The sequence below is a fragment of the Streptomyces albofaciens JCM 4342 genome (genome assembly GCF_008634025.1).
Lineage (GTDB): Bacteria > Actinomycetota > Actinomycetes > Streptomycetales > Streptomycetaceae > Streptomyces > Streptomyces albofaciens.
Genome location: NZ_PDCM01000001.1, coordinates 1,464,123 through 1,489,226 on the forward strand (window position 1 = coordinate 1,464,123; position 25,104 = coordinate 1,489,226).

Annotated in this window: 26 protein-coding genes; 8 read left to right on the forward strand and 18 right to left on the reverse strand. The window is 72.5% G+C overall.

All coding sequences use genetic code 11. The features are described from left to right. Positions 1 to 126: 126 nt before the first annotated feature. Positions 127 to 720, forward strand: a complete 594-nt coding sequence (locus CP973_RS06760) for a histidine phosphatase family protein (RefSeq protein ID WP_150238450.1) — start codon at positions 127 to 129, stop codon at positions 718 to 720. Between the two features lie 96 nt (positions 721 to 816). Here CP973_RS06760 and CP973_RS06765 read toward each other — a convergent pair whose 3' ends face one another. Then, positions 817 to 2,361: an NsdA family TPR-like regulatory protein gene (locus CP973_RS06765; protein ID WP_244409302.1), complete on the reverse strand. Its 1,545-nt coding sequence runs from the start codon at positions 2,359 to 2,361 to the stop codon at positions 817 to 819. A 232-nt stretch (positions 2,362 to 2,593) separates the two neighbouring features. Between CP973_RS06765 and CP973_RS06770 the strand changes: the two genes are divergently transcribed. Further along, a complete protein-coding gene (locus CP973_RS06770; RefSeq protein WP_167538276.1) occupies positions 2,594 to 3,154 on the forward strand; it encodes a hypothetical protein in 561 nt (186 codons plus the stop codon). Between the two features lie 71 nt (positions 3,155 to 3,225). Beyond that, on the forward strand, positions 3,226 to 4,092 hold the full coding sequence (locus CP973_RS06775) for a spermidine synthase (protein WP_150238452.1): 867 nt from the start codon (positions 3,226 to 3,228) through the stop codon (positions 4,090 to 4,092). Between the two features lie 113 nt (positions 4,093 to 4,205). On the opposite strand, the gene CP973_RS06780 is transcribed toward CP973_RS06775, so the two are convergent. After that, the gene (locus CP973_RS06780; RefSeq protein ID WP_150238454.1) at positions 4,206 to 4,787 is read right to left on the reverse strand and encodes a hypothetical protein; all 582 of its coding nucleotides are present in this window, start codon (positions 4,785 to 4,787) and stop codon (positions 4,206 to 4,208) included. Between the two features lie 198 nt (positions 4,788 to 4,985). On the opposite strand from CP973_RS06780, the gene CP973_RS06785 reads away from it, so the two are divergent. The 3 genes from CP973_RS06785 (at position 4,986) to CP973_RS06795 (ending at position 8,543) form a co-directional block, all read left to right on the forward strand. Continuing rightward, positions 4,986 to 5,678, forward strand: coding sequence for a response regulator transcription factor (locus tag CP973_RS06785; RefSeq protein ID WP_150238456.1), 693 nt, complete (start codon positions 4,986 to 4,988; stop codon positions 5,676 to 5,678). Positions 5,679 to 5,772: 94 nt separating this feature from the next. Beyond that, entirely contained in the window at positions 5,773 to 7,215 is a 1,443-nt protein-coding gene (locus tag CP973_RS06790; RefSeq protein WP_150238458.1) for a sensor histidine kinase, read from the forward strand. A gap of 281 nt (positions 7,216 to 7,496) precedes the next feature. Further along, entirely contained in the window at positions 7,497 to 8,543 is a 1,047-nt protein-coding gene (locus CP973_RS06795) for a chitinase (protein WP_150238460.1), read from the forward strand. Between the two features lie 146 nt (positions 8,544 to 8,689). On the opposite strand, the gene CP973_RS06800 is transcribed toward CP973_RS06795, so the two are convergent. From CP973_RS06800 to CP973_RS06820, 5 genes are read right to left on the reverse strand one after another with little or no spacing between them, the layout of a single operon-like run. Further along, positions 8,690 to 10,144, reverse strand: coding sequence for a GH1 family beta-glucosidase (locus CP973_RS06800; protein ID WP_150238463.1), 1,455 nt, complete (start codon positions 10,142 to 10,144; stop codon positions 8,690 to 8,692). Positions 10,145 to 10,158: 14 nt separating this feature from the next. After that, positions 10,159 to 10,383: a hypothetical protein gene (locus tag CP973_RS06805; protein ID WP_150238465.1), complete on the reverse strand. Its 225-nt coding sequence runs from the start codon at positions 10,381 to 10,383 to the stop codon at positions 10,159 to 10,161. Next, positions 10,383 to 11,225 (reverse strand): carbohydrate ABC transporter permease, encoded by an 843-nt coding sequence (locus CP973_RS06810; protein WP_150238467.1) that lies wholly within the window; start codon positions 11,223 to 11,225, stop codon positions 10,383 to 10,385. The genes CP973_RS06805 and CP973_RS06810 overlap by 1 nt, the downstream gene beginning before the upstream one ends. A gap of 9 nt (positions 11,226 to 11,234) precedes the next feature. After that, entirely contained in the window at positions 11,235 to 12,290 is a 1,056-nt protein-coding gene (locus CP973_RS06815; RefSeq protein ID WP_150238469.1) for a carbohydrate ABC transporter permease, read from the reverse strand. Positions 12,291 to 12,293: 3 nt separating this feature from the next. Next, positions 12,294 to 13,625, reverse strand: coding sequence for an ABC transporter substrate-binding protein (locus tag CP973_RS06820; protein ID WP_150238470.1), 1,332 nt, complete (start codon positions 13,623 to 13,625; stop codon positions 12,294 to 12,296). A 190-nt stretch (positions 13,626 to 13,815) separates the two neighbouring features. Between CP973_RS06820 and CP973_RS06825 the strand changes: the two genes are divergently transcribed. Continuing rightward, the gene (locus tag CP973_RS06825; RefSeq protein ID WP_244409303.1) at positions 13,816 to 15,012 is read left to right on the forward strand and encodes a LacI family DNA-binding transcriptional regulator; all 1,197 of its coding nucleotides are present in this window, start codon (positions 13,816 to 13,818) and stop codon (positions 15,010 to 15,012) included. Positions 15,013 to 15,076: 64 nt separating this feature from the next. On the opposite strand, the gene CP973_RS06830 is transcribed toward CP973_RS06825, so the two are convergent. The 3 genes from CP973_RS06830 to CP973_RS06840 all read right to left on the reverse strand — a co-directional run bounded on the left by CP973_RS06830 (position 15,077) and on the right by CP973_RS06840 (position 18,960). Then, entirely contained in the window at positions 15,077 to 16,489 is a 1,413-nt protein-coding gene (locus CP973_RS06830) for a glycoside hydrolase family 6 protein (RefSeq protein WP_150238473.1), read from the reverse strand. Between the two features lie 56 nt (positions 16,490 to 16,545). Continuing rightward, positions 16,546 to 17,700, reverse strand: a complete 1,155-nt coding sequence (locus CP973_RS06835) for a glycoside hydrolase family 5 protein (protein WP_150238475.1) — start codon at positions 17,698 to 17,700, stop codon at positions 16,546 to 16,548. A gap of 285 nt (positions 17,701 to 17,985) precedes the next feature. Next, on the reverse strand, positions 17,986 to 18,960 hold the full coding sequence (locus tag CP973_RS06840) for an AraC family transcriptional regulator (RefSeq protein ID WP_150238477.1): 975 nt from the start codon (positions 18,958 to 18,960) through the stop codon (positions 17,986 to 17,988). A 124-nt stretch (positions 18,961 to 19,084) separates the two neighbouring features. Between CP973_RS06840 and CP973_RS06845 the strand changes: the two genes are divergently transcribed. Beyond that, complete coding sequence (locus CP973_RS06845; RefSeq protein WP_150238478.1) at positions 19,085 to 19,735, forward strand: NAD(P)-dependent oxidoreductase; 651 nt, start codon at positions 19,085 to 19,087, stop codon at positions 19,733 to 19,735. A 753-nt stretch (positions 19,736 to 20,488) separates the two neighbouring features. Here the strand turns inward: CP973_RS06845 and CP973_RS06850 are convergent. The 8 genes from CP973_RS06850 to CP973_RS06890 all read right to left on the reverse strand — a co-directional run bounded on the left by CP973_RS06850 (position 20,489) and on the right by CP973_RS06890 (position 25,104). After that, positions 20,489 to 20,872 carry a recombinase family protein gene (locus CP973_RS06850; RefSeq protein ID WP_150238480.1) on the reverse strand — a complete coding sequence of 128 codons (384 nt, stop codon included), beginning with the start codon at positions 20,870 to 20,872 and terminating at the stop codon, positions 20,489 to 20,491. A gap of 527 nt (positions 20,873 to 21,399) precedes the next feature. Next, positions 21,400 to 22,242, reverse strand: a complete 843-nt coding sequence (locus CP973_RS06860) for a helix-turn-helix domain-containing protein (protein WP_150238484.1) — start codon at positions 22,240 to 22,242, stop codon at positions 21,400 to 21,402. Positions 22,243 to 22,252: 10 nt separating this feature from the next. Beyond that, positions 22,253 to 22,777, reverse strand: a complete 525-nt coding sequence (locus CP973_RS06865) for a DUF6879 family protein (RefSeq protein WP_150238486.1) — start codon at positions 22,775 to 22,777, stop codon at positions 22,253 to 22,255. Between the two features lies 1 nt (position 22,778). Beyond that, on the reverse strand, positions 22,779 to 22,985 hold the full coding sequence (locus CP973_RS06870; protein WP_150238489.1) for a hypothetical protein: 207 nt from the start codon (positions 22,983 to 22,985) through the stop codon (positions 22,779 to 22,781). A 111-nt stretch (positions 22,986 to 23,096) separates the two neighbouring features. After that, positions 23,097 to 23,363, reverse strand: a complete 267-nt coding sequence (locus CP973_RS06875; protein WP_150238490.1) for a hypothetical protein — start codon at positions 23,361 to 23,363, stop codon at positions 23,097 to 23,099. 9 nt (positions 23,364 to 23,372) lie between these two features. After that, positions 23,373 to 23,621, reverse strand: a complete 249-nt coding sequence (locus tag CP973_RS06880; protein ID WP_150238492.1) for a holin — start codon at positions 23,619 to 23,621, stop codon at positions 23,373 to 23,375. Positions 23,622 to 23,683: 62 nt separating this feature from the next. Beyond that, positions 23,684 to 24,607 (reverse strand): hypothetical protein, encoded by a 924-nt coding sequence (locus CP973_RS06885; protein WP_150238494.1) that lies wholly within the window; start codon positions 24,605 to 24,607, stop codon positions 23,684 to 23,686. 11 nt (positions 24,608 to 24,618) lie between these two features. Continuing rightward, complete coding sequence (locus CP973_RS06890) at positions 24,619 to 25,104, reverse strand: hypothetical protein (RefSeq protein ID WP_150238496.1); 486 nt, start codon at positions 25,102 to 25,104, stop codon at positions 24,619 to 24,621.

Consider the following 25,104-nt stretch of genomic DNA (forward strand, 5'->3'; position numbering starts at 1 on the left):
AGAGCGCCGGAAAGCGACAAAAGTCGATCAACGAGCGCGAAAAAGTCGAGCGACAGTCGAGCAAAACCGAGCTCCGATGGGGCTCCGAGCACGGAAGAGCCGAGCGATCGGCCAGAGGTAATCCCCATGGCACCGCGCATTCTGCTGGCCCGGCACGGGCAGACGGAATGGTCCCTGTCCGGCAAGCACACCGGCCGTACGGACATTCCGCTCCTGGAGGAGGGCCGCCGCGGCGCCAAGCTCCTGGGCGAGCGGCTGCACCGCGCCCCCTGGAACGGCCTGCCGGACGTCGAGGTCCGCACCAGCCCCCTGGTGCGCGCCAAGGAGACCTGCCAGCTGGCCGGCTTCGGCGACCGCGCACAGGACTGGGACGCGCTGATGGAGGTCGACTACGGCGCGTACGAGGGCCTGACGCCCGCCGAGATCAAGGCCGGCCGCCCGGACTGGTTCATCTGGCGCGACGGCGTCCCCGAGGGCGAGACGCTGGCCGAGGTCGCGGCGCGGGCCGACGAGATCGTGGCGTGGGCGCGCTCGGCCGACCGCGACGTGCTGGTCTTCGCGCACGGCCACATCCTGCGCTCCCTGGGCGCCCGCTGGCTCGGCCTGGACGTCTCCTTCGCCGCCCGCATCCGCCTGGAGCCGACGTCCCTGTCGGTGCTGGGCTGGGCCTACGGGGAACCGGCGATCGAGCGCTGGAACGACACCGGCCACCTGGGCTGACCCGGCCGAGCGGTCACCGGCCACCTGGCCGGCCCCGCCGAGCTGCCGGAGCGCGGCGTGCGGCCGGGCGCGACCGCCCCACCGCACGCCCCGCCCTCACGCCGTGTACGCCCCGGCCGCTCCGTCCCCCCGCTGTTCCGGCAGCGCACCGCCCGTCCGCCGCGCCCCCTGCCGGACCGTTTCCCGAGAGGCCGACGACCGGGTGGCCGCGTGCCGGTCCAGGAAGGCGGCCACCTTGTCGGCCGTGCTTCCCGAGGCGCCCCGGTACGGCCGCAGCGCCCGCGCCGTCGCGTCCAGCATCGTCCGGATGCGGGCCGACCGGACGTCCTCCAGGAGTGCCAGCGCCCGCGTCCCGGCCGTCGCGGCCTCCTCGGGCGCCCGGCTGAGCGCCAGGTCGCCCGCCAGCTCCGCGGTGAACAGGGCGATGTTGCGCGTGAAGTGCGCGTGCTGGAGCGCCACCGCCCGGCGCGCGAGCGTCGCCGCGCGCTCCTGTTCGCCCAGCGCCGACCAGCACTGCGCCTCCAGGCCCGCCAGCTCCGCCTCACCGTAGAAGGACATCCACTCGGGATCGTCGTCGGACGGGCCCTCGGCGAACAGCCGCTGTGCCCGCAGCAGCGCCCGCTCACAGCTCCGGCGGTCGCCCAGCCCCGCCCAGCCGCCCGCCTCGCGCAGCGCCAGGAGCGACAGCAGACGCGGCGATCCCAGGCCTCGGGCGGCCAGTTGTCCGGCCTGCGCCGCGCGGACGGCCTCCCGGGGGCGGTGCGCGTCGCGCGCCAGGAAGGACGTGTTGCAGAACGCGTGCGCCTCCAGGGCGGCGTCGCCGGCGACCCGGGCGGTGGCCAGCGCCTCGGCGTAGTGCGAACGCGCGTCGCCGAACCGGCCCGAGTCGTGCGCCAGCCAGCCGACGGAGATGGCCAGCTCACCCGCGCCCGCGTGCAGGCGGTCGCTCACGGACCGGCGGTGCACCTCGGCGTCCAGCAGTTCGTACGCGGTGCGCAGCGGCTGCGCGGCGCGCCGGTACAGGCCCTCCCCGCCGTGCCGGTCGTCCAGCAGCCGGATGCGGCGCACCGCCTCCTCGACCGCCGCGGCCTCGGCCGCACCGGCCCGCCCGGGGCCGCCCGCCGGACGGCCGGCCGGTACGCGGGGACCGGCGGCGGCCTCCGGGGCGAACGGGGGCAGCGCGGCGAGCCCCAGGGCGGCGGCCGGGCCGCCGGTGATGAACGTGCGACGCTGCACGTCGCTCTCCTTGCCGGTCTCGGTGCACATGTCGGAGGCGCCGGGGCCGGGCCCGGCGCCTGTAGGGCCTCCGGATCCCGGTGCGCCGCCGTTCGCGGCCGTACGGGGCCGCCGCCCGCGCACCGTCTCGCGCGGCGCGAACCCCATGTCCGCGAGCGTGAGCCCGGGGAACATGTGGCGGAAGACCCGTTCGTAGGCGTAGTTCGGGCAGCGGATCTCCCCGGCCTCGACACGGCCCACGTACCGGGCGTCGCACGCGACCTGTTCCCCGATCTCGCGGGCGGCGCGGCGTACCGCCGCCGCGAACTCGCCCGGTGAGAGGCGCCCGCGCAACTGGCGGAAGGCGTGGTTCGGCTGAGCGGGGACAGGCCGGGACGACGCTGGTCCCGCTGGCTGCGGCGCCATGGCAGATCCTCCGTGCCATCTCCGTGGCGGTGCCGCGGCCTGGCGGTGCGGCGGAACGAACCGTACTAGCTGTGACCTCATCGACACGCAGAGTTTGGCTACAAACCGGATATCTCACGCACGATCCGCCATGAAGTGCCATTCATTGCGGTGTCCCGCCGCCGTAGCCGTCGACGTGTCCGGACGTTGAACAGCGCGTAAAGGGAGCGGCGCGTGCGGAGGAGGGGTTTGCGTGCGGGAGACCGGCGTGGCCAAGGTCAGGACTGCCGTCGGCGGCGAGCCGGGTGCCGCCGGTGCGGCGCACGGCGGCAGCGCGCGCAGCGGCCGCGCGGCGCACCCGAACGGCCGGGCGCCGGGCCACGGTTCACCCGCCGTGGACCGGCGCTGGCCCTCCGCGGAGCGCAGCGTGCTCCCCGAGGCGCCGCGGACCTGCGATCTGGTGACCGTGCCCGCCCGCCAGGGCCTGGAGGCGGTCGACATCCTGCGGCTGCGCGCCGGCGTCGGCCCGGTCCTGCACGACGGCGCGTGCGACACCCTGGGCTTCCTGGTGCCGCCGGGCACGGCCGACGGCTGGGACCTGCCGGGCAGCGCGTGTACGCAGACGTTCGGGCGCGAGGTGCCCACGGACGGCGCACGGCCCGCCGACGGCGCCCCTGTGGAGCCGCCCGTCGCGGGCACCGACTGGCTGGTCTCCCCGGACGGCGCGTGCGGCACGGCCACCGACCCTGTCGTCCTGCGTGAGGCCCTCGGCGAGGCGGCCCGCACCATCGAGGCCGTCGACCGCTGCCGCTGAGCCTGCCGCCGGTGCGCCCGCAGTCCCCACCGGCCCCATGCTGACCTGCGCATACGCGGCATACTGGAGGCATGGCGAAGAGCAGGCGCGGCCGGTCCCGTACGGGTCCCGAGCCCGTGGTGGAAACCGTGGACGGCGGTGTCGCCGAGCTGCGCCCCGACCGTGACCGGCCGCGCGGCTGGACGCTGCTCCTCGACGGCGCCCCGCAGTCGCACGTTGACCTGGACGACCCGACGTACCTGGACTTCGCGTACCAGCGCCGGCTCGGCCACATCGTCGACCTCGCCGCGCCGCCCGGCAGGCCCCTCCAGGTCGTGCACCTGGGCGGCGGCGCGCTGACCATGGCGCGCTACGTCGCGGCCACCCGCCCCCGCTCGACCCAGCAGGCCGTGGAGATCGACGCGCCCCTGGTCCAACTCGTCCGCCGGGAGCTGCCGCTGGACAGCGCGTGGCGGATCAGGGTGCGCGGCGCGGACGCCCGCGCGGGGCTCGCGAAGATCGCGGACGGCTGGGCGGACCTCGTGATCGCGGATGTCTTCCGCGGCGCCCGCACCCCGGCGCACCTGACCAGTGCCGAGTTCGCGGCAGAGGTCGCGCGGGCGCTGCGGCCCGGCGGCTGGTACGCGGCCAACCTCACGGACGGTCCGCCGCTGGCCTTCGTACGGGCGCAGATCGCCACCGTCCGTACGGTCTTCCCCGAACTGTGCCTGACCGCTGACCCGGCCGTCCTGAGAGGCAAGCGCTTCGGCAACGCCGTCCTGCTCGCCGCCACCGGGGAACTCCCCGTCGCCGAGCTGACCCGGCGGGCCGCGACCGACCCGCAGCAGGGGCGCGTCGAACACGGGCGCGCGCTGCTGGACTTCACCGGTGGCGCGCAGCCGGTGACGGACGCGACCGCGGTGGACTCGCCGTCCCCGCCGCCCGCCGTCTTCAAGTAAGCCCGCGTTACGCCGGCTTTCGGACGGGCCTGCTTACGGCAGCCTTCAGAGGAGCCCGTTGCCGGCAGCCTCAAGGTGGGCCTGCTTCACGGCGGCGGCCAACGCGGCGCGGTTCAGGCGTGGGTGTCCGTCTGGACCAGCGGCGGGTGGCCGTTCCAGGTGCAGAAGACCGACGTACGCCCCGTACCGCCGGAGAAGTCGACCCGGATCCACTCGTTCTGCTGCCACACCTGCATCTGCCAGCCCGCGTCCGGAGTGGCCGACACCAACTCGGCCGAGCGGGTGCCCATGTCGAGGACCACCCGGCCGCCCGCGGTGTCGAAGCTCTTGACCGTGCCGCTCGTGGTGGCCGGGGTGTCGCCGCCGGGCGGGTGCGGGCCGCTGCCCGTACCTTTTCCGCCGCTTCCCGTACCGCTGCCGCCGGACTCCTTGGAGGGGGCGGCCGGCTTTCCGGAGGATCCGGGGCGGGCGGAGGGCGAACCGGAGGGCTTGGGCCGGTGCGTGGAGGAGGCGCGGGGCGAGATCCCGCCGTCGGTTTCGGGGTGTGCGGACGGCGCGTGGTCGGAGAGCGGGAGCGCGCGCGGCGGGTCGTACGCCGTACCGGCCAGCACGGTGTGCACGCCGAACCACGACAGTGTGACGGCGGCGCCCGTCGCCATCGTCCAGGCCGCCGTGTGAACCAGTCCTCTGCGCATCTGGCCCATACTGCACCACCGGCCGGGACCCGGCGGAGGGCGAGGGCCCGGTACGAGCGGGACATAGCCGGTGGGGCGGGGACGATCCGGGACGGGCCGGGGACAGCGGTCGAGACCGGCCGAAAGAGGGCCGGAGCGGCCGCCTGCCGCGTCAACCTCGCGTAAAGAAAAGCACGCTGATGGCGTACGGTGCCGCCCATGGCAAGTGTGCTCGTGGTCGAGGACGACCAGTTCGTGCGCTCGGCCCTCATCCGGCACCTGACCGAGGCGTCCCACACGGTACGCAGCGTCGGTACGGCTCTTGAGGCGCTGCGCGAGGTGGCCCACGTCGGCTTCGACGTCGTCATCCTGGACCTCGGCCTGCCCGACCTGGACGGGGCCGAGGCCCTGAAGATGCTGCGCGGAATCACCGACGTACCCGTGATCATCGCGACGGCGCGGGACGACGAGGCCGAGATCGTCCGGCTGCTGAACGACGGCGCCGACGACTACCTGACCAAGCCGTTCTCGGTGGAACACCTCTCCGCCCGGATGGCCGCCGTGCTGCGCCGCTCCCGGGGCGCCGCCGCGGGCGGCGAACCGCCCTCCCGGGTGCTCCAGGTGGGCGGCCTCAGCATCGACCCGCTGCGCCGCCAGGCCGAACTCGACGGAGTCGCCCTCGACCTGACGCGCCGCGAGTTCGACCTGCTCGCCTTCCTCGCGGGCCGCCCGGGCGTCGTCGTACCCCGCCGGGAACTCCTCGCCGAGGTCTGGCAGCAGTCGTACGGCGACGACCAGACCATCGACGTCCACCTCTCCTGGCTGCGCCGCAAACTGGGCGAAACGGCCGCGCGGCCCCGGTACCTGCACACCCTGCGCGGAGTCGGCGTGAAGCTGGAGCCCCCGCTGTGACGCGCGCCCGGAGCGGGCGCGGCCGGGCGGCGCGCGCGCCGGAGCCACCCGCGCGGAACGGGGGCCGCCCGGCGTACTCGCGGGAGCTCGCACCGTGAGATGGGCCCTGGTCAAGGTCTGTCTGGCCGTCACTGTGATGGTCGTGGTGGCCTTCGCCGTACCGCTCGGGCTCGTCGTCAAGGAGATGGCCAAGGACCGCGCGTTCTCCAACGCCGAACGGCAGGCGGCCACCATCGGCCCCGTCCTGGCCATCACCACCGACCACACCCAGCTGGAACGCGCCGTCGCCAGCGCGGAGAGCGGGTCCGGCGGGTACATCGGCGTGCACGTACCGGCGGCCGAGAAGGGCGGCCGGCCCGCCGAGATCGGCTCCCGGCGGGCCCGGCCCGCGGACGTCGAGGCCGCCGTCGGCCTCGGCCGCGCCTCCATCGCGCCCGCGCCCGGCGGCTCCGTGCTGCTCCAGCCCACCGCCGTGGCCTCGGGCATCGCGGTGGTCGAGGTGTATGTGCCGGACGCGGCGCTCACCAACGGCGTCGGCACGTCCTGGGCGCTGCTCGCGGGCGTGGGCCTGGCGCTGATCGTCGGCTCGGTCGCCGTCGCCGACCGCCTGGGCACCCGTATGGTGCGGCCCGCCGAACGGCTCGCCGGTGCCGCCCACGACCTGGGCAGGGGCAAGCTGGGCGTCCGCGTACGGGAGGACGGCCCCAAGGAACTGCGCTCGGCCGCCGCCGCTTTCAACGCGATGGCGGACCAGGTCGTCCAGCTCCTGGCCAACGAACGGGAGCTGGCCGCCGACCTGTCGCACCGCCTGCGCACCCCGCTGACCGTGCTGCGCCTGAACGCCGCCTCGCTGGGCGAGGGCCCGGCGGCCGAGCAGACCCGGGAGGCGGTCGCCCAGCTGGAGCGCGAGGTCGACCAGATCATCCGGACCGCGCGCCAGCAGAAGGCGCACGCCCAGCAGGCCGCCGCCGCGGCCGGCTGCGACGCGGCCGAGGTGATCCGGGAGCGGATGGACTTCTGGTCGGCGCTCGCGGAGGACGAGGGGCGCACGGTGCGCGTCGCGGGCGCGGACCGTCCCGTGCGCGTCCCCGTCGCGCGCCCCGATCTGGCCGCCGCGCTGGACGCGATGCTCGGCAACGTCTTCCGCCACACCCCCGAGGGCACCGCCTTCGCGGTGGACGTGCACAACGCCGAGGACGCGGTGATCGTGCTGGTCTCGGACGCCGGCCCGGGCATCGCCGACCCGGACGCGGCCCTGCGGCGCGGGCACGGCGACGGCGGGGACGGTTCCACGGGGCTGGGCCTGGACATCGTGCGGCGGCTGGCGGAGACGACCGGCGGTGACGTACGCATCGGCCGGTCCGTACTGGGCGGCACGGAGGTACGGGTGTGGCTGGCGCTGGACGGCGCCCGGAGGGCGCGCGGGGGGCGGCGACGGCACACGGGGCACCGGTTGCGCCGTCGGCTGGGACGGCGCCTGGGCCGCTCGCGGGGACGCCGGGCGGCGGGACGCGCGGGGAGCCAGGGCGGGGAGTGAGACGGGAGCGAGTCGGGGAGCGCGTGCGGGGAGTGAGAGGGGAGCGCGGCGAGAAGCAGGACGGCGAGCGGGGCGGGGAGCGAGGTGCCGGAACCGGGCTGTTGGGCGACCGATCGGCTTTCGCGCTTAACCGCTCCCTTTCGGTCCCTTAAGAGCGCCATAAGGCTTCCATCTGCCGCACTGTAACCGGCATTTGTCCGTTTCCTGATCGCTAGCGTGCGGGACGCACCACAGCACCACCGCACCTCCGTCCCCCCCCATGACGAACAGGCAGGCACGACATGAGTTCCTCGGCACACCGCCGTCGCAAGAGCCGCAAGGCCAAGCTGATCGGTACGGTCGCGGCGGCCGCGCTGGCGGCGGGCGGCGGTTTCGCGGTCGCCGGTTCGGCGCTGGCCACCAAGGCCCCGGCGGCCGGCGCCGCGGCCAAGGCGGGCGCCGCCTTCTCGCCGTACATCGACACGTCCCTGTATCCCCCGTACGGCATGGCCGACACCGCGAAGAAGACCGGTGTGAAGACCTTCACCCTGGCCTTCGTCACGTCCGGCGGCGGCTGCACCCCGAAGTGGGGCGGCTCGGGCGGACTGGGCGACGACGCGGTGGCCAAGCAGATCCCCGCGCTGCGCAAGGCCGGCGGCGACGTGCGGGTCTCCTTCGGCGGCGCCAACGGCTCCGAGCTGGGCCTGGCCTGCAAGTCGGTGAACGAGCTGGCCGCCGCGTACGGCAAGGTCATCGACCGGTTCGCGCTGAAGAAGGTCGACTTCGACATCGAGGGCGGCGCGCTGCCGGACGCAGCCGCCAACACCCGCCGGGCGCAGGCCATCGCGCAGCTCCAGAAGAAGCACCCGGGCCTGGACGTCTCCTTCACGCTGCCGGTCATGCCCGAGGGCCTCACCCGGGACGGCGTGAACCTGGTGGCCGATGCCAGGAAGCACGGCGTGAAGATCTCCGCCGTCAACATCATGGCGATGGACTACGGCGCCTCGTACGACGGTGACATGGGCAAGTACGCCATCCAGGCGGCCACCGCCACCCAGGGGCAGCTCAAGAAGACGCTCGGCCTCGGTGACGCGGCCGCCTGGAAGGCCGTCGCCGTGACCCCGATGATCGGCGTCAACGACGTGCAGAAGGAAATCTTCAAGGTCGAGGACGCCAGGGAACTGGTCGCGTTCGCGCAGTCCAAGCACCTCGCCTGGCTGTCGATGTGGTCCTCGACGCGGGACAAGGCGTGCCCGGGCGGCCCGCAGAACTCCGCCCAGCCGACGTGCAGCTCCATCGCGCAGAGCCCGCTCGACTTCACCAAGGCGTTCGGCGCGTACCAGGGCTGACCGGCACCAACCGAGCCACCCCCCGGGCGGGACACAGCGGCCACCCCCCACCGCTGTGTCCCGCCGTACTCATGGAGCGGCTGGTTTCGTCGCTGTCATGGAGGGGACGGTTTCGCCACTCTCATGGACCGGACGGTTCGCGTGCTTCACGGAGCGGCCACCTCGGGGCTCAAGGCGGGCAGTTCGTTGGTGCGCGCGACGTTCGCGTACCAGTGGCCGCTGGCCTTGGGCGTACGGGCCTGGGTCGTGAAGTCCACGTACACCGCGCCGAAGCGCTTGCCGTACCCGTACGCCCATTCGAAGTTGTCCATCAGCGACCACAGGAAGTAGCCCCGCAGGTCGGCGCCGTCGGTCAGGGCGCGGTGCGCGGCGGCGAGGTGGGCGTGCAGGTAGGCGATGCGCTCCGGGTCGTGCACCGCGCCCTCGGCGTCCGGCCGGTCCTCGTACGCCGCGCCGTTCTCGGTGATGTACAGGGGCAGGCCGGGGGCCTCCCGGCGCATCCGCATGAGCAGGTCGTACAGGCCGGTCGGATCGACGGACCAGCCCATCGCCGTCCGGTCGCCGGGCGGCTGGTGGAAGGCCACCCGCTCGGCGCCCGGCCAGGGCGGACGGGCGCCCGCGCCGTGGCCGTCGTGCCGCGGCGGCGGGGCGTTGTCAGTGCCGGCTGATACCACTGTGGGTGTGTAGTAGTTGATGCCCAGCGCGTCGAGGGGGTGCTTGATGACGGTGAGGTCACCATCGCGGACGAAGCTCCAGTCGGTGAGGTGCGCGGTGTCCGCGAGGAGATCGGCGGGGTACGCGCCGCGCAGCAGGGGCCCGGTGAAGATACGCGTCGCCAGGGCGTCGATCCGCCGCTGGGCGTCCAGGTCCTCGGGCGTACGGGAACGGGCCCGCACGGCCGCCGGGTTGAGGCTGATCATGACCTGGCCGCGGGCGGGCAGCGCGGCGCGCAGCGCCTGGGCGGCGAGACCGTGCGCGAGGTTCAGGTGGTGTGCGGCGCGCAGCGCGGCCACCGGGTCGCTGCGGCCGGGCGCGTGCACCCCTGATCCGTAGCCGAGGAACGCGCTGCACCACGGCTCGTTGAGGGTGGTCCACCACTCGACGCGGTCGCCGAGCGCCTCCGCCACGATCGCCGCGTAGTCGGCGAAGCGCTGTGCGGTGTCCCGGTGCGGCCAGCCGCCTCCCGAGGCGGAGCCGCCGTGGATGTCGGCCTCCAGTTCCTGCGGCAGGTCCCAGTGGTAGAGCGTGAGCACCGGCCGGATGCCGTGGGCGAGCAGGTCGTCGACGAGCCGGCGGTAGAAGTCGAGCCCGCGCTGCACGGCGGGCCCGCGGCCGGTCGGCTGCACCCGCGACCACGAGACGGAGAAGCGGTAGGCGCCGAGACCCAGGGCGGCCATCAGCTCCACGTCCTCGTGGCGCCGGTGGAAGTGGTCGACGGCGACATCACCGGTGTCGCCGCCGGCGACCTTGCCGGGGGTGTGGCTGAAGGTGTCCCAGATCGACGGGGTGCGGCCGCCCTCCCGGGCGGCGCCCTCGACCTGGTAGGCGGAGGTGGCCGCGCCCCAGAGGAAGCCGGGCGGAAAACGAAGGGGGCTGGACATGGCGGTACTCCCGTTCACGAGGGCGCGGCGCACGGCACGGGCCGTACGGAGCGCGTGGCGCGAGTGGTGCGTGCGGTGCGTGCGGTGCGAGCTGTTCTCGGGGGCGGCCGGGACCGTACGGCGATGCGTACGGGTCGCCGTACGGACTTCCGTACGGCGATGCGTACGGCGTCCCGTGCCGCGGTGCGTACGGCGGCCCGTACAGGCCACGGGGCGCGCGGCGAGGGCGGTTCACCCATCAGCCTTTGACCGCTCCCTGCATGATCCCCCCGACGATCTGCTTGCCGAACAGGACGAACGCGACGAGCAGCGGCAGCGTGCCGAGCAGCGCGCCCGCCATGATCACGGACTGGTCGGGGATGAAGCCGCGGCCCAGGCCGGTGAGCGCGACCTGCACGGTCGGGCTGCCGTTCTGGGTGAGCGCGATGATCGGCCAGAAGAAGTCGTTCCACGCCTGGACGAAGGTGAGCAGCCCCAGGACGGCCATCGCCGGCCGGGCGGCCGGGAAGACGATGTGCCACACGACGCGCCAGCTGTTCGCGCCGTCCGTGCGCGCCGCCTCGATCAGCTCGGTGGGCAGCGCCTGGAGCAGGTACTGCCGCATGAAGAAGACACCGAAGGCGCTGACGAGCGTGGGCAGGATGACGGCCTGGAGATGGTCGGTCCACTCCAGCTCGGCGATGGTCATGAACAGCGGCACGACCCCGAGCTGCGGCGGCACCATCATCGTCCCGATCACGAGCAACAGCAGCAGCCGCTTCGCCCGGAAGCGCAGCTTGGCGAACGCGAACCCGGCCACGGTCGAGAAGATCACCGTGCCCGCCGCGACCGTCGTCGCGACCACCGTGGTGTTCAGCAGCGCGGTGCCCATGTTGGCGTCGGTCCATGCCGTACCCAGGTTCTTCAGCAGGTTCCCGCCGAACCAGAACGGCGGCGGCGTCTGGGCGAGCCGGGTGTTGTTGCGGGAGGCGGCGACGGCGGTCCACAGCAGCGGGAAGAGCGAGCCCGCGGTGAAAAGGATCAGCACCGCGTAGGTCACCTTGCCGCCGTGCAGCTGCCGGCCGGCGCGTCGGGCTGTCATGGCTCCTCCTCAGTCGTCCGACCGCAGCCGGCGGGCGATCAGCGCGTTGACCGCGGCGATGACCAGCAGGATCAGGAACATCGTCCAGGCGATGGCCGAGGCCCGGCCGAGATGGAGGTTCACCCACCCCTGCTCGTACAGATACAGCCCCAGCGTCTGGTACTGGTGGTCCGCGCCGCCGGTGGCCCCGGCGCTGCCGCTGAACAGCAGCGGCTCGCCGAAGAGTTGCATGGCCCCGATCGTCGAGACGACGCAGGTGAACAGGATCGTCGGCCGCAGCGACGGTACGGTGACGTACCGGAACTGCTGCCACCGCGAGGCCCCGTCGAGCGCCGCGGACTCGTACAGATCGTGCGGGATGGCCTGCATGGCGGCGAGGTAGATCAGCGCGTTGTAGCCCGTCCACCGCCAGATGACGATGGTGGAGACCGCCAGCTTGGCGCTCCAGGAGCCGTTCTCCCAGTCCGGGCCGTCGATGCCGACCGTGCTCAGCAGCCAGTTGACCAGCCCGTAGTCGCGCCCGAAGAGCAGCACGAACACGAGCGTCGCGGCGGCCACCGAGGTCGCGTAGGGGGTGAGCAGCGCGACGCGGAAGAACGTGGAGCCGCGCAGCCGGTAGTTGAGCAGGTGCGCGATGCCCAGCGCCATCAGCAGCTGCGGGACGGTGGAGATCACCCCGATGACGAAGGTGTTGCCCAGCGCGTTCCAGAAGAAGTCGTCGCCGAGCAGCCGGGTGAAGTTGCGCAGCCCGGCCCACTCCATGTCGGTGGGCGCGGTCAGCTCCACGCGGTGCAGCGCGGCCCACCCCGTATAGAGCAGGGGGAAGAGCCCGAAGGCGGCGAAGAAGAGGAAGAAGGGGGCGATGAAGGCGTACGGGCTCCAGCGCAGGTCCCGGCGGTAACGGCGGCTGCGCCGCTCCCGGGCGCGGTCGGCGGCGGTCCTGCCGGTGCCGCCCGCGGGCCCGGGGCCGGGGTCGGCACCGGCCCGGCCGGACGAGCCGGTGGCCGCCGGGTCCGGGGCCGGTGTCGCGGCCGAGGGCGCGGAGCGTGGGGTGCGGCCGGCCACGGCTCACTGGTCCAGCGCGTTGTCGATCGACTCGACCGCGGCCCGCCAGCCCTGCTCGGGCGTCTTGCCCTGCTGGTCGACCTGGAGCACCCCGACGTCGGTGATGTTCTGGTTGACGGTGAGGTCCTTCGGGCCGAGCACCTGGTTCGGGATGCCCTCGGCCGCCGCGGCGAAGATCTTGCCGATCGGCGCGTCACCGAAGTACGGGTGTTTCGCGCCCGCCACCGCCGGCAGGCCGTACGCCGCCCGCGCGCTCGGGAAGCTGGCCTGCTTCGTGAAGAGCTTCGCCTGCTGTTCGGGCGCGGTCAGCCAGGCCGCCAGCTTGGCCGCCTCGCTCTTGTGCCGCCCCGCTTCCGGCACGGCCAGGAAGGAGCCGCCCCAGTTGCCCGGCTTCGGCGCGGCGGCCACGTCCCAGACATCGCGGCCCTGGTCCCCGGACTTCTCCTTGATGTAGCCGAGCATCCACGGCGGACAGGACACGGTCGCGAAGCGGCCGTTGGCGAACGCCTGGTCCCAGGACTTCTGGAACTGCTGGAGCCGGGCGGTCAGCTTGCCCGTCGCCGCCCGCATCGCCGCGTCCCACGCCTGCCGTACCGACGGGCTGTCCTTGTAGACCAGCTTGCCGCCGCGGTCGTAGTAGCGCTCGGCGCTGCTGGAGATCACCGCGTTGTAGACGCCGGAGGCGGAGTCCACGAAGGCCGTGCCCGCCGGGGCCTTGGCCCGGTAATGCTCGCCCACGTCGAGGTACTTGCCCCAGTCACCCGCCCAGAGCGCGGCCACCGCGTCGCGGTCGGTGGGGAGCCCGGCCTTGGCGAAGAGGTCCTTGCGGTAGCAGACGGCCATCGGCCCGATATCCGTCCCCAGGCCCACGGTCTTGCCGTTCTTGTCCGTGGCCTGCGCCCACTTCCAAGGAATGAAGTCGTCCTTCCGTACACCCGGCGCCTTCGAGAGATCGACGAGCTTGCCCGCCTGTGTCGCGGTGACCTCGGCGATGTTGTTGACCTCGACCGCCTGGATGTCGGCGAGCCCGCTGCCGGTGCTCAGGTGGGTGAGCAGCTGCGGGTAGTAGTTCTCGTTCCGCTCGATCGAGGTCTCTTTGATCCGGATGTCCGGGTGCAGCTTCATGTACGCGTCGTAGAGTCCGGCCTGCTTGTATCCGAAGACGCCGAAGACACCGACCGTCAGGGTGGTCTTCCCGGCGTCCGCGCCCGGCGACCCGGCCGCGCCGGGGTGCTCGCTGTCCTCGGCACAGCCGCCGAGCAGTACGGCTCCGAGTGCGGCGGCGGCCAGCAGGGCCACCGCTCGGTGCCGGGTGCCGCGAATCGTCGTGCGCATGGCGTCTCCTCCTGGTGCCCTGCCGACCGTGCGTGCGGGATGTGGCGTGTCCAGTACTGTGGGAGCGCTCCCAGACGTGATGAGGTGAAGGGTCGCCGTTCCACGGCGGGCGTGTCAAGGCATAGCGCATCAACACCGGTGGCCCGCCTCGTTGTTGAATGTACGGCCAGGGCGGCAGGGGGAGGCGGTCATGACACCAGGCGGACGGCGCGGAGGCGGCCGGCCCACGCTCGAAGAGGTCGCCGCGCGCGCGGGCGTCGGCCGCGGCACGGCCTCCCGCGTGATCAACGGCTCGCCCCGGGTCAGCGAACGCACCCGCACCCTGGTGCAGCAGGCCGTCGCCGACCTCGGCTACGTACCCGACCGCGCCGCCCGCGCCCTGGCGGGCCGCCGCGCCGACACGGTCGCCCTGGTCGTCCCGGAGGCCGAGACCCGGCTCTTCGCCGAACCGTACTTCTCCGGCATCATCCGCGGCGTCAGCGCCGGACTCGCGGACCACGACATGCAATTGCTGCTGACTCTCATCCGTACGTCCAAGGAGCGGCGCCGCTTCGCCGACTACCTCGCGGCGCACCGCGTGGACGGCGTGCTCCTGGTCTCGGTGCACGGCGATGACCCGCTGCCCGACCTGCTGGAACGGATGGCGATCCCGACCGTCCTCAGCGGCCGCCGCTCGGCCGGGGAAACGGTCCCGTTCGTGGATTCCGACAACACCGGCGGCGCCCAGAGCGCGCTGGAGCACCTCATCGGCCGCGGCCGGCGCCAGGTCGCCACCATCGCCGGGCCACCAGACATGTACGCGGCCCACTGCCGCCTCGACGGCTACCGTCGGGCCGTACGCGCCGCCGGCCACCCCGAGGATGCCGCGCTCGTCGCGCACGGCGACTTCACCGAGGAGGGCGGACGGCGCGCCATGCGCGAACTCCTCGCCCGCCGCCCCGCGCTGGACGCCGTCTTCTGCGCCTCCGACGTGATGGCCGCCGGCGCCCGGCAGGAGCTGCGCGCGGCGGGCCGCCGCATCCCGGACGACGTGGCCCTGGTCGGCTTCGACGACTCCGCCATCGCCCGCCACATGGACCCCGCGCTGACCAGCGTGCGCCAGCCGATCGAGGAGATGGGGCGGGCGATGGCACGGCTGCTGATGGCGCAGATCACCGGGGGCGCGGGCACCGAGACCATCGAGGGCACCGGCGGCCGGAGCATCAGCAGCGGGAGCGCGAACAGTCGGAGCGCGAGCAGCGGGAGCACGAGTAGACGGAGCACGAGTAGACGGAGCACGAGCAGTGAGAGCGCGAGCGGTGGCGTACCGGGCCCGCGCGCCGCGGCGCCCCCGTCCGGCGCCCATCTGGTGCTCCCCACGGAGCTGGTGCGCCGGGCGTCGTCATAGAGGCGGCGCAGGGCGGGGCGCCCGCGTACGGTCTCGTACGTACCCGCCCCGCGCCGCCCGGCTCCTACAGCGCCGGATACGCGTTCTTCAGCAGCTCGCGGAACTGCGCCGGGAACCAGTGCCCGGACAGCGGCGCGTCGGGCAGCGCCCCCGAGCGGTGGTAGTTGTTGCGCGGATTGCCCTCATACGTCGGGTCGCACATCCGGTCGAAGCCCTTGCCCTCGTTGTTCGGGATCGCCGTGCTCGACCCGTCCGACTGGCCCGGCGGCTTCATCCACACGTACGCGTCGATCCCCGCCGCCGGCGCCGTCTTCGGGCGCTCGCCCAGCCCGGCCCCGGCCTGGTTGCACCAGTTGCCGACGTGCAGACGGCGGTCGTACCGGCCCCCGTCCACATACGCGTCCACGCTCGTGCGCGGCCCGGGACCGGCGGGCCGCGCGCTGCCGCCCCAGCCGTTGCGCGAGGTGTCGATCAGCATCCCCACGTCCGGGCGGAACCCGGCCCGCACCGCCTCCTGCCGGAACGCCTGGGCGAACGACAGCTCGTCGGTGTAGCGGTTCCAGTCCACCCACTTCGACTCCCGCACCGACCGGCCCGCCACGTTGTCCCCGATCGCGAAGTTCTCCTCCTTCAAGGCGCTGTAGTTGGCGGTGTTGGTGATGAACCCGTGCACCTTGTCGACCGTGCTGCCCTCGGCCGTGGCCGCCTGGTGCAGCAGCCGCGCGGAGGCGCCGAAGTTGTCGTCCCAGCCGATCCAGCCGTGGTGCCCGGCGTCCACGTAGTTGTAGACGTTGGGCACCGCGCCCAGCTTGTTGAGCGCGTAGCCGACGCCCTTGACGTAGTTGCCGTTGGCGAGCATGGCGTTGCACTCCGGGGTGGCGGTGGGCCGCCCGCCGGTGTTGGTGACCAGGTTGGGCAGCGAGTCGACCTCGATGGTCGTCACGATCCGCAGCGACGCGTACTTCGGGTCGGCGAGGACCGCCGCGATCGGGTCGATGTAGCGGGTCTTGTACGCGTCGATCTCCGTCGGGCCCAGCTCGCCGTTGGAGGCGAGCGCCGCGCAGTCCCGGCCGGGCAGGTTGTAGATCACCAGCTGGACGACGAACGGTCTGCCCGCCGCCTGGCGCAGCGCGGCGTCCAGGTGGCCGCGCAGCCCCATCGTGCCGCCGGTCCCGTTGATCGCCGCGATCCGGTCGAGCCAGATGCCGGTCGGCTGCCCGGCGACCTTGCCGCCGCCCGGCTCGGCCGCCGCCTTCGCCGACCACTCCGGGTTCACGTAGACCCCGGCGCCCGCGTACGGGTTGTCGACGCGCGCGGCCGGCGCCGCGTGGGCGGAGCCGGGCGAGGTGCCGGCAGCCCCGGCGGCGGCCAGCACCGCACACGCCGCGAGCGCGGCGGCACGGCCGCGGTGGCGGGCGGTCCGGGAACGGTGGTGCCCGTGCTCTCGTACGGGAAGCTGTTCAGCGGTGCGTCTCATGAGCAGGTCGTCCTTTCTCGGTGGTGAGATGACGTGCCGTACCGGTTCGGGAAGGTTCAGGAAGCCGCGTGCCGGCTGAGCGCCCGCAGGTGGTCCCGCAGCCCCGCCCCGTACGCCGTCGGCGTCCCCCCGTAGTCCCGGATCAGGGCAGGCCCCGCGGCGCAGTCCCAGGTGTTCCAGGTCCAGCCCAGGTATGACGCGCCGCGGCCGTCCAGCCACCGCATGACGCGGTCGGAGAAGGCGTGGGCGCAGGTGTTCTCGCCGATCTCGCCCGCGACCAGCGGCACGCGGTCGGCGACCGGCCCCAGCGTGCGGGACCAGCAGCCCTCGTCGGCGCAGGCGTTGAAGTTGTACGCGTGCCAGGCGGCGGCGAGGTTGCCCGCCGGGTCCCTCGGCGCGTACGCGGTCCACCGGCCGAGGTCGTTGGCGTACGCCAGGCCGCCCACCAGGACGAGGTTGCGGGCGCCGGTGGCCCGTACGGCGTCCATCAGCGTCTGCATCCCGGCGACCTCGTAGCCGATGCCGGGGCAGGTCCCGCCGTCCCGCCAGCATGCCCAGGCCCGCTCGGTGTCCGGCGTCGCGCGGTCCGGGTACGGCTCGTTGAACAGGTCGAAGACCACCTCGGGCGTGTTCTTGAAGGTGGCGGCGACCGAGGACCAGAAGGCGGGGGAGTAGCGCCGGCCGGGCATGGGTTTCTGGCAGCTCGCGTGCTCGTCGGCGCAGCCGGCCGAGGGGCCGGTGTAGCGGCCGTGGCTCCAGTGCAGTTCGAGGACGGGTGTCAGGCCGTGGGCGGTGAGCCGCCGGACGTAGTCGCGGATCGCGGAGGTGTAGGCGGCGCCTCCGTAGCGGGGGTCGATGTTGGGCGTGCCCAGCCAGCACTCCTCGTTGAGCGGGACGCGGACGGCGTTGGCCCGCCAGCCCGCGATGGCCGCGACGGACGCGTCGTCCGCCGGGCCGTCGAAGACGCCCCGGCCCTGTACGCACGCGAACTCGGCGCCGGAACGGTTCACCCCGAGCAGGCGGTGCGCCGTGCCGTCGCGGTCGACGAGGCGGTTGCCCGCGACGTGCAGCTGCGGCGGCGCCGCCACGGGAGCGGCGGCCGGGGCGGGAGCGGGCGGTGACGCGCCCGGAAGGGCGAGCACCGCGGCCACCGCCAGGGCGTACAGGCGTAGGCGCCGGCGTGCGAAGCCCGGCTCGTACGGTCTGCGCATGAGCGACTCCTCGGATGCGTGCGCGGAGACCGCTCGCGCGGCCCGCGACGAATGGAATCGCTCCCACTGGTCTGACGGAGGCTAGTGTCAACTGCCCATGATTCACAACGTAGTTGCGGAATCTCGTCCCTCAACTGCCGCGTCGGCCGCGTGGGCGCCCCCTCTTGACGGCGTGCCCGTCCGGCCCAATCCTTGGGAGCGCTCCCACTGGTTCCCCTGAAACGCCCCCGCACCCGGCCCGCGCATCCGGCCCCCTCCGCGTCCGGCCCTCCTGCGGACGCGCGGTCACGCCGGGCCGCGCACCTCCGTACGGAAGGAGATCGGCGTACTGCCCGTGCGGTGCTGGAAGAACTTGGCGAAGTTCGCGGCGTCGGCGAAGCCGAGGCGGACGGCGATGCGGGCGGCGGTCTGGTCGCCGTGCGCCAGCAGCCGCTTGGCCTCCAGCACCACGCGGCGGTCGATGAACTCCTTCGCGCCCACGCCGGCGGCGGCGGCCGTCGCGCGCGAGAGGGTGCGGGGCGAGTAGCCGAGCTGTCGCGCGTAGTCCTCGACGCGGCGGCTGCGGGTGAAGCCGCGCTCCACCGCGTCACGGAAGCGCAGGAACGTCTCGCTCGCCTCGCAGACACCGTCCCCGTCCGGCGCCCGGCCCCCGCCGCCACCGCGTACGGCCCCGCCGCGCCCGGCGCCGCCCCGCGCCTCGCCGCCCCCGGCGGGCGCGGACAGCCGGGAGGCCCGCAGGACCAGTACGGCCAGCAGGTGCCGCAGCACCTCGATGTGCACCTCCAGAGGCAGCCCGCGCAGCGCCCCGAATTCCTGGTGGAGGTGACGCAGCGCACAGTCCACCGCGCGCGCCTGCTCGCCCTCCGGGTGGTGGACCGCCGGGCCGAACCAGTCCTCCAGGCGGGCCGCGGCCGCCGTCGCCGGATCGAGGAAGCCGGATTCGAACAGCACCAGCCGGCCCTCTACCCCGGACAGGTCGCCGAAGTGATGCACCTGCCCTGGACGCACCCACATCCAGTCATTCACGGACAGCTCATACTTTCGGAAGTCCACCGTGTGCCGGAGCCGCCCCTCGTCCACCACGAGGAGATGGTGGAAGTCCGGGCGGTGCGGTACGGCGAGGGCGCAGGCGTCGGCGCGCCCGCGCAGCTCGGCGAGCGTCAGCACCTCCACCCCGGCGGGCCGCCCGGCGGGCGCCGTGAAAGCGACCGCCGGGATGCTCTCCCCGGCGTCCTGCGCAGCGTGTCGTTTTTTCACCATCGACGGTCCCGTGCCTACCCCGGTATGTCCCGCTAGTACCCCTAGCGTAGAAGACGTCAGCGCGGCTGATGACGGAAAAGGAAAAGCCACAGCAGGCCCCGGCAGGGGCACAGGGAGTACCGACATGTCCAAGATCGCCATTTTCGGAGCCAACGGCACCATCGGCAGCCGCGTCCTCGACGAGGCGCTGCGCCGCGGCCACCAGGTCACCGCCGTCGTCCGCGACCCCGCGAAGATCACCAAGACCGACCCGAACCTGACCGTGGTCACCGGCGACATCCTCGACCCCGGCTCCGTCGCGGCCGTGGCCCAGGGCCAGGACGTGCTGGTCAGCGCGGTGGGCGGGGGCGACGGCCCCGGTCACATCGCCACGATCAAGCCCGCCGCCGAGGCCCTGGTCGCAGGGCTGCGCACCCTCGGCGAGGCCGCGCCCCGGCTGATCGCGGTGGGCGGCGCCGGCTCGCTGCGCACGCCCGACGGCAAGCAGGTCTGGGACGCGGAGGGGCTGCCGGAGTTCCTGCTCCAGATCATGCACGCGCACGGCGACGCGCTGGACTTCTACCGCACCGTCACGGACGTGCGCTGGACCAACCTGAGCCCGGCCGCCCTGATCGAGCCCGGCGAGCGTACGGGCAGCTACCGCACCGCCCTGGACGACCTGGTCGCCGACGCGGACGGCACCAGCCGGATCTCCGCCGAGGACTACGCCGTCGCCCTCCTGGACGAGGCCGAGCGGCCGCGGCACGTCGGGGAGCGCTTCACGGTCGGCTACTGAGTCCACACAGGGCCGCGGGGGCCCGCACGGGGCCGCGCGGCCCGCAGGGCGGCGCGCACCGGCATCACGGCCCGCCGCCCGCCCGGCGGAGCCGCCGGCGCCCACCGCCCCAACGACTAGGGCCCCCGGACGCTTTCACGTCCGGGGGCCCTACTCGTTGGGGTGAGTAACGGGACTTGAACCAGTTTTTTAACCATACTGTGACCTGCTGTGACACCGCGAACTAGGACATCTCCTTACCAATGCTCGCTACTTCTCGCTGTTGCACACTCCAGAATGCCGGTCCGTGCTCCCACGGGAACACATGAGAGCACGATCATCCGAAACCACTCCAGCGGCGAGTAGCAAAGCCGCTATCCGCCATGTGCGGGCGCACGAGGAGGGCCCCCGACTGTGAAGTCGAGGGCCCAACCGGCAACCACCGAGGAGCCTGGGGGGCTGTACCTCGGAGGCGCCGCTCATGGGGGGCGGCGGGCCGGCCGCGCGTACTCACGACCGGCCCGCCTTCCCACGCCGTTCCATGGGGCGAACTCACTCGGCGTGGGAGCGGGGGGCGGCTGCCCGGCGAGACGGTGCCGGGCAGCCGCCGCGGGCCGACGGTTCCCGGACTCGTCGCCCGCCTTCCGTGCCGCCGTCGTGGTGATGTGAGCGGCACGGGGGCTGTGGGTGGGTCAGCAGTCGAGGCTGATACCGACGGCGAGGGTCAGCATCAGCGCGGCCAGCACGACGACGTACGCCACCAGGAGCCGACGATCACGCATCGCCGCGGCCGACAAGCGCGGCGTGGGCTCGCTCGTCGGACTCGTCGAACGTCGTCGCGCAGAAACCGCCGGCCTGCGCGACTCTCTGCTGAAAGGCAATACGCTGCTCGGGGTCGGCCGCGAGACGCCCCCACGAATGCACGAGGCAGATCACCGGCCGGATGCGAGCCTCCATGCGCATGATCTCCAAGAGGGCCGAGAGCTGCGGGCGGGTGTCGGTGAGCGCGTCGTCTCCGCGGTCGACCCAATGGTCGGCGATCGTCCAGCCTTTCCCCGTGGCGTAGTTGCGGCAGCCGTCGAGGCGCATGTCGAGGTAGGCGCTGGACCGCGTGGCGTTGCGGTCGTAGATGAACGCAAGGGGCGGCGGGGTGGTCATCGGAATGCCTCCGCGGAGAGTGTGCTGCCGGGGCCGAACGCGGCGCCGAGCGCGACAGGGTCGGTGAGGGTCCCGCTACCGTCTGGCGCCTCCAGCCACCCGCGGCCGTACGCGCTGCGCCCCACCTGAGGGCAGAGCAGCGGCCATCGAGCCGGCCGGACGGTGAGCGCGGGCAGGTCGTCGAGGTGGTCCTCGGCACCAAGGCCAGTGAGCCACCACGCCCGCCGGGTCTCGGTACAGACAAGGACAGGGCCCAGTGCCCCGGTGCGGCCAAGCGGGCGCATGGCGTCGATGGACCGCATCAAGTCAGCCTCGACGACGCGCCACACGTCCGAGCGGACACGGGCCAGGTCATCTGCTGCCCACTGAGCCCGTACGGCTGCGGGTCGATCACTGTTCTGCGCGAGCCAAGCGGTTCCGGCACGGTCCGTCTTTGCCATACGAGGGACAGTAGGCAGGTGTGTTTCTCGATGTCGGCGGTGTTTCTCGTTGTTTCGAACCTGCCCCGACCAGTTGCCCGCTGTTTCTCATCTGAGGTCGAGTGACGCACGAGCACGGCTGATGAGCCGGTGCGCAGGCTGCCCGTACACCGCAGCCGAATCGAGCGTGTCCCACACCTTGAGGTACAGGGCCACATCCTCCGCCGAGTCGAGCCACATCTCGGCGTGCCACGACTCGGCAATGACCAGGCGCCCGTCATGAATCCAGAAGTCGTCACCGGCCGCTATGTCCACGTTGGCAGCGAGCGGCACGATCCCGAGCGATACACCAGTCAATCCATTCACCGACATGAGTCGGTCAAGCTGGGCACGCAGTACATCGATTGGACAGATGCGTACATGCAGAGCCGCCTCCCACACCAGCACGCGGTATTTCTTCCCCGGGAGGTACAAGCCTTCTTGCCGACGCATTCGGGATTGCACCCCCGCCTCAATGTCGCGTACCGCACCGTGAAGGTGGGCGTATCGCGTGAGGACGTGGCGTGCGTAATCCGGCGTCTGGAAAAGTCCCGGGATCACAGATCCGGTGAAGCCCTGGAACATGCGAGTCTTCTCGTGCTGGCGCCCGATGGAGTCCTGCACGGCCCGGTGCCCGCCCGCCAGTTGCCGGCGCCACGACCGGTACGTTGACTCCAGTCCGCGCAGCCGGCCTTTCAGCTCGGCCGCCGCGGCGGGCTGGCCGACCCCCTCGGCCCACTGTTCGAGGTCGGTGACCTTGGCGGTCTGCTTGCCGTTCTCCAGCTTCGATACTTTTGACGGTGCCCACTCGCAGCGTTCCGCCAGCTCCCGCACGGTGAGCCGGGCCTCGATGCGCAGCTCGCGCAGCCGCGCACCGAGGACGATTCGCGCTTGCTGGTAGTCAGTGCTCACACACTGGAAGCTACCCGCCCGGGTGGAAGTCCGCGTGACGCACCGCATGGTGCCACGCAGCATCGCGTATCTGGCACGCCTCCACCACTCTGGCCGGGTCTTCCGTCCGCTCAACACCGAGCATCCGGTCCGACTCGTCGAAGTGCATGATGATCAGGACGCGCGAGTCGAACAGCCAGAAGTCCTGCTCGGGTAGGCCAATGCGCTCTGCGGTCGTACGGGTGAGGTGGCGGATGTCCTCTCCCGCAGCGATGTTGAAGCGCGCCCGATGCAGCAGGTACCGCTGCCCTTCCGTCGGCGGCTGGTCCACGACCCGAACGCGCTCGAATCGCTTCCCCTCGTCTGCCTGTTGACGGCGTGCCACGTAATAGGGATCGGTGAGGTCTTCCTCGACCGGCTGCCCTTTGAAGAAGGCCCGGTATTCCTCGGTCTGGCGGTCGGAGTCGTAGCTGCGACGGGATTCGAGGCGCCAAGCTGTGTGCTCGAAGTCGTCGAATAGCGACGTTACTTCGGTGAATGGGACGAGGTCCGGCAACTCAGCTCCTCGGGGCGAATCGCGTGATCAGTTCACGCGGCACGACGATCAGTGTCTCGCCGGGGCTGTACCCGTACATCTGCGTGCGTGTGTCCGAGTCCGTGACCTCGACTCCTTGGATGACGATCTCACCGGTCTGCTCGTCCTCGAAAATCGCGGGACAGCCGGTCTTGTCCGAGGTGCTGCCGATGAACCGCAACTGTCGCATGAGTCCTCCTGGTAGCAGGGGCGCCAACCCGAGCACCGTAGCTGCAACGACGAGAAACACCACAGGGCAACAGTGTGCCCCGCCCCTAGCCTGAGCAGGGGCGGGGCATCGTCAGCGGCCGGCCGCGGTCCAGATCGTCACGGCTGCCCCGACCACCGACACCAGCACCGCGAGCGACGGCAGCGGCCAGCGGCTCCGCTCCAGCGCGTCGAGGCGCTGCTCGTGGTCGGCGAGCTGCCGGTCGGTCTGGTCGGAGCGCTGCACCAGCAGAGCCAGCGACCCGTCGACGCGGGCGAACCCCACGTCGACGGACGACCTCAGCCGTTCCAGCTCGACCGCCACGGCCGCCGGATCGGACGGCGACGGATGCGTCGTCATCAGCACCTCCTACGGGATGAGTCTCGGCGTGCGGTCGACCGCGGACTCCGTGATGCCGGGCCCGACCGTGCTGCCGCCGCTACCGGCTACGGCGGTGAGCAGGGCCAGGACCGCGGCGAGGCCGGCGGCCGACAGAGCACCGAGCCACGGGGCGTCGATGACACCGGTCGCGCCGGCGCCGAGGACGGCGAGCAGGGACTGAGCAAACGTCCTGATGACGCGCTCGAAGGTCGCGCGCCAGAAGGCGGCAGTGTTCATGGTGTTCCTCTCAGGGGACGGTGAGCTGGTCGGTGATGGTCTTGAGAGCGGCCGCGAAACGGTCACTCGGCGAGACGGTCCGCGATCTTCTGGGCGACCGCCTCGGCGATCGTGGCAGCGAGGCCGGGCGCACTGGCCACCTTCTCGGCGAGCTTGGTCATCTGCTCGTCGGTGAGGTCGATGGGCTTGAGGTTGGTGACCTTGGCGTCGACCGCCTTGACGGCGGCGCTGGTGTCGCGGAGGTAGGCGTAGGCGTCGCGCGGCTCGTCGGTGCCCTTGTACGTCCACGGCGCTATCGCGCGCTCTCGATGGATCTCGGCGAGCTGCTGGGCCTGCTGGGGGGTGAGGGACACGTCGTCCTCCGGGGTCGGGCCGCCCTTGGCGGCGATGAGGATGGCGCCCATCGGGAAATCGCCCGGGTCGCCGTGATCGTTCTCGGGCACGTGCTGGTGCCCGCAGTGCCCGCGGTAGCCGTTCCACGCGGCGTAGCTCATGCGGACGCTGCTCGCGCCGTACGAGCCGGGGTACGCCCGCCACTGCACGCCGCAGGTCAGGGGCACGCCGTGCTGGTCGTGCGCCCACCGCGCGAAGGCGCCGAGGTCCCGGATCACCCAGGCGGGCAGCTCCGGCGTGTAGAGGTGCGGTGTGCTGCCCCACCTGCGGTGGGTGGCCGGGTCGCACGTGCCGACGATCTCCACCTGTGCGGCGTTCAAGGTGTTCGTCTCCACCCCGCCACGGCGGTTGACCAGCGCGCGAGAGGACGTGTCGAAGTCGAAGTGCTGGTACCACCGCAGCCGCTTCGCCGACCAGTCGGGCGCGGCGGTGAAGTTCGGGGCGGACGACCCACCGTCGTACGTCGGCACGCTGGTGCCCTCGGTCGTGTGCCAGACGACCGTGTTGCTCTCCATCGCGTCGCCGCCGTACCGGCCCTGGTACCAGTACGCCGTCGATGCGCCGGGGTATCGCTGGGGTCCCGACTTGGCCATGGTGATTCCTCTCAGAGCTGCCGGGCGAAGCGCGGCGCGGACCCGATAGCCCCGCCGCCGCCGTACCGCCCGCCGGTCGTAGCGCCCGAAGTCCGGCGCGTCTGAATCTGGATCTTGAGATCGGGGGCGCCGCGGTACGGGCCGAGATCGATGGACACCGTCGGCAGGGCGTATGTCGCGGACGCGGGAATCGAGCCGCTGCCGACGATGGCGCTGCCATCGTTGAGGCCGACCTGCCACGCGCCGCCCGTGTACGTGCTGCCGACAAGGTCGCCGATGAACACCAAGCCGAGGGACACCACGGCGGCGCGCGGGGTGATGATCGTCTCCCACGTGGTGGAGAACGCTGTCGTGTCCTCCCAGAACAGCCCATGCGCGGCGGTCGGGAAGAACGGAATCTCCGACGTGGTCCGCCCTACCCGTTCGAGCTGCGCCAGCCGCTCCTCCAGGATCGCCAGCCGCTCCATCGGATCTCGCTGCTTCGCGTACTGCGGCAT